The organism is Massilia sp. CT11-108, assembly GCF_047302915.1.
Taxonomy (GTDB): domain Bacteria; phylum Pseudomonadota; class Gammaproteobacteria; order Burkholderiales; family Burkholderiaceae_D; genus Telluria; species Telluria orientalis.
Map to the genome: position 1 here is coordinate 1 of NZ_JBKYMO010000586.1, position 3,154 is coordinate 3,154.

2 protein-coding genes and 1 pseudogene are annotated in these 3,154 nt (G+C 68.5%); all 3 read left to right on the plus strand.

The genetic code is table 11. The features are described from left to right. The first annotated feature begins 72 nt into the window (after positions 1-72). Entirely contained in the window at positions 73-576 is a 504-nt protein-coding gene (locus ACEN88_RS27830; RefSeq protein WP_413344853.1) for a hypothetical protein, read from the plus strand. 103 nt (positions 577-679) lie between these two features. After that, the gene (locus ACEN88_RS27835; RefSeq protein WP_413344855.1) at positions 680-2,689 is read left to right on the plus strand and encodes a glycoside hydrolase family 2 protein; all 2,010 of its coding nucleotides are present in this window, start codon (positions 680-682) and stop codon (positions 2,687-2,689) included. 55 nt (positions 2,690-2,744) lie between these two features. Further along, positions 2,745-3,154, plus strand: a pseudogene (locus tag ACEN88_RS27840) (hypothetical protein); the annotation flags it as partial.

Sequence of the window (3,154 nt, forward strand, 5' to 3'; positions counted from 1 at the left end):
TCGATGCCGTGGTAGATCGTCCACCACTGGCCGGCCGACGACGCCTGGTCGACGGGCCCCCAGGGCTTCACGGTGGCGACGGCCGCGACCGACCTGCACGTCGACACGAACACGGCCAGCGTGCTGCAGGCGGCGCTGCCGGACGGCGACTACCGTGTCGAGGCGGTGGTAAGACTGGCCGTGCCGGACGATTGCTGCAAGACGGCCGTGCAGGCGGGCCTGGTGGTGATGCGCGACGACGACAACTACGTCAAGCTCGTCGAGATGGCGCACGGCGGCCTGCACCAGGTCGAGTTCGCGAAAGAGCTGTCTCCCGTGCCGGCCGCGTATCCGCGCTACGGCAACACGGTCGTCGGCACGCCGGGGACGACCACGTGGCTGCGGCTCGATGTCCTCCGGGTCGGGGGGGATGAGCGTTATACCGCATATTCGAGCCAGGACGGCAAGACCTGGGTCGGGGGCGGGACCTGGACGCACCGCCTCGGACCGCAGGCAAGGCTGGGCCTGGTGGCGATGGGCGGCGCCGGCTACCGCGCGGTGTTCGAACGCGTGGCCGTGTCCCGCCTGTCTCGTTGATGCGACGTCGCTGGTATCGCTTTGTAACCGGTAGTGAAAGGGCTTGCCAGCGGCAGTTACGGCTCCTAGAGTAGGCCGTACCGAAGAACGAAGGAGCGCAAACGTGGAATATCCCCGCCCACAATTGCGGCGCGCCGCCTGGCGCAGCCTCGACGGCCCCTGGCAGGCCATGTTCGACGACTCGACCCTCTACGTCGATCCGGCCGATGTGCCGTTCGACCGCACGATCGTCGTCCCGTATCCACCCGAAGCGCGCGCCAGCGGCGTGCACGACCGCGGCTACCGCCGGCGCGTCTGGTACAAGCGCCAGATTTCGCTCGACCCCGCGCTGCTGCCGGGACCGGAGGAGCGGCTGATCCTGCACTTCGGCGCCGTCAACTACCGGGCCCGCGTGTGGATCAACGGCCGCTTCGCCGTCGAGCACCGGGGCGGCCACAGCCCGTTTTCCCTCGACGTCACGCGCCACCTGGACGGCTCGATCCTCGAGATCGCCGTGCAGGCCGAGGACGACCCGCAGGACATGCACAAGCCCCGCGGGAAGATGGACTGGGAGCCGGAGCCGCACAAGATCTGGTACCCGCGCACGAGCGGCATCTGGCGCACCGTGTGGATCGAAAAGGTCCCGCGCGCGCACGTCGCGCAGCTGCGCTGGACGGCCGATGTCGCCAGATGGCAGATCCGGCTCGACGCCGACATCGCCCACGTGCCGGAAGGCGGCATGGCCAACGTGACGCTGAAACTGGGCGACCGGCTGCTCGTGGGCGACCGCTGCCTGCTGACCGGGCCGCGCCTATCCCGTATCTTCCAGCTGCCCGACCCCGGCATCGACGACGCGCGCGGCCTGTGGATGTGGAGTCCGGAGAGCCCGCAGCTGATCGACGCCGAGATCGAGATCCGCTCGGCCGAGGGCAACCTGATCGACAGCGTGCAAAGCTACACGGCGCTGCGCACGGTGAGCGTGGAAGGCGACCGCTTCGTGCTGAACAGCCGCCCTTACTTCCTGCGCATGGTGCTCGACCAGGGCTACTGGCCGGACAGCCTGATGGTCGCGTCGAGCGACCAGCTGCGCCACGACGTCCTGCTCATCAAGCGCCTCGGCTTCAACGGCGTGCGCAAGCACCAGAAGTCGGAAGATCCGCGCTGGCTGTACTGGTGCGACGTGCTGGGCCTGTGCGTGTGGGGCGAGATGCCGTCCGCGTACGGCTTTTCCAGCGCGACGATCCACGGCGTGATGGAAGAGTGGAAGGAACTCGTCGAACGCGACATCTCGCACCCCTGCATCGTCGCCTGGGTGCCGACCAATGAATCGTGGGGCGTGCCGGAACTGGTGAACGACCGGCGCCAGGTCGATTTCGTGCGCGCCCTGTACCACATGACGCGCGCGCTGGACGGCACCCGCCCCGTCGTCGGCAACGACGGCTGGGAGATGCCGTGCGGCGACCTCGTGTGCGTGCACGACTACGAGCAGGACCCGGTCGTGCTGCTGGAACGCTACGGCAGCCGCGAAGCCGTCGCCTATACGCTGGAACACGTGCAGCCGGACCGGCGCCGCCTCGTCATCGACGGTTTTACCGGATTGGGCCGGCCGCTGTTCCTGTCCGAGTTCGGTGGCATTGCCATGTCGAAACCCGGCGAGGAGTCGGGTTGGGGCTATTCGGTGGCGAAGGACAGCAAGGAGCTGCTGACCCGTTACCAGCAGCTGATGTCGGCGGTGCACCGGTGCCGGCCGCTGTCCGGCTTCTGCTACACGCAGCTGACGGACACCTTCCTCGAAAAGAACGGGCTGCTGACGGAAGACCGCGTGCCGAAGGCGCCGATCGAAGCACTGGCCCAGGCCACGCGCGGCCCGCAGGCGCACCTGCAGGACTGGGTGCTGGACCCCCTCGGCCACAGCCAGCGCTGGCGCGCGCGGCGGGGGCCCGATTTCCCTGTCGAGTGGACGCGCGTCGGAGAAACGGCAGAAGTGCTAGCCTATCCGGGAGAGCGCCAGCCTCCGCAGCTGGAAGCACCGGACATCCCGCCGACCGAACCCGGTCCGTCCGCGGGTCCTCCGGGCTTCGAACGCCGCGGGCGTGGCGGTCCCGGGGCGCGCGCACGGCGTAAAGTCGCATAAAGACAGCTTGACAGCCGCGCGCCACAACGAACGAGAAGGACAATCAGGAGACAACGTGGCGCGACGCGGATTCCCGCGCGCCGCCGCGCTGGTTGCGACCCTGTTCCTCGGGCTGGCGGGCGTGAATGCCCCCGCGCGGGGGCAGGTCGAAGTCAGGATGTGGACGCTGCTTTCGGGCGGCGACGGCGCGCGCATGCGGGCGCTGGTCGACGACTTCAACGCCAGCCAGCGCGACGTGCGCGTCGTCAGCACGACCCTCAAATGGGGTGAGCCTTTCTATACAAAGCTGATCACGGCCTCCGTCGTGGGCGCCGGGCCGGACGTCGCGACCATCCACCTGTCGCGCATCGTCAACCTGGCCGGTGGCGGCGTGCTGCGGCCGATCGCGCAGTCTCGGTGCGAAAGAGAAGGATGTGATCCTGTATGTCGTGATCCCCGGCGCACTCCCGCATATCTTCACGGGCC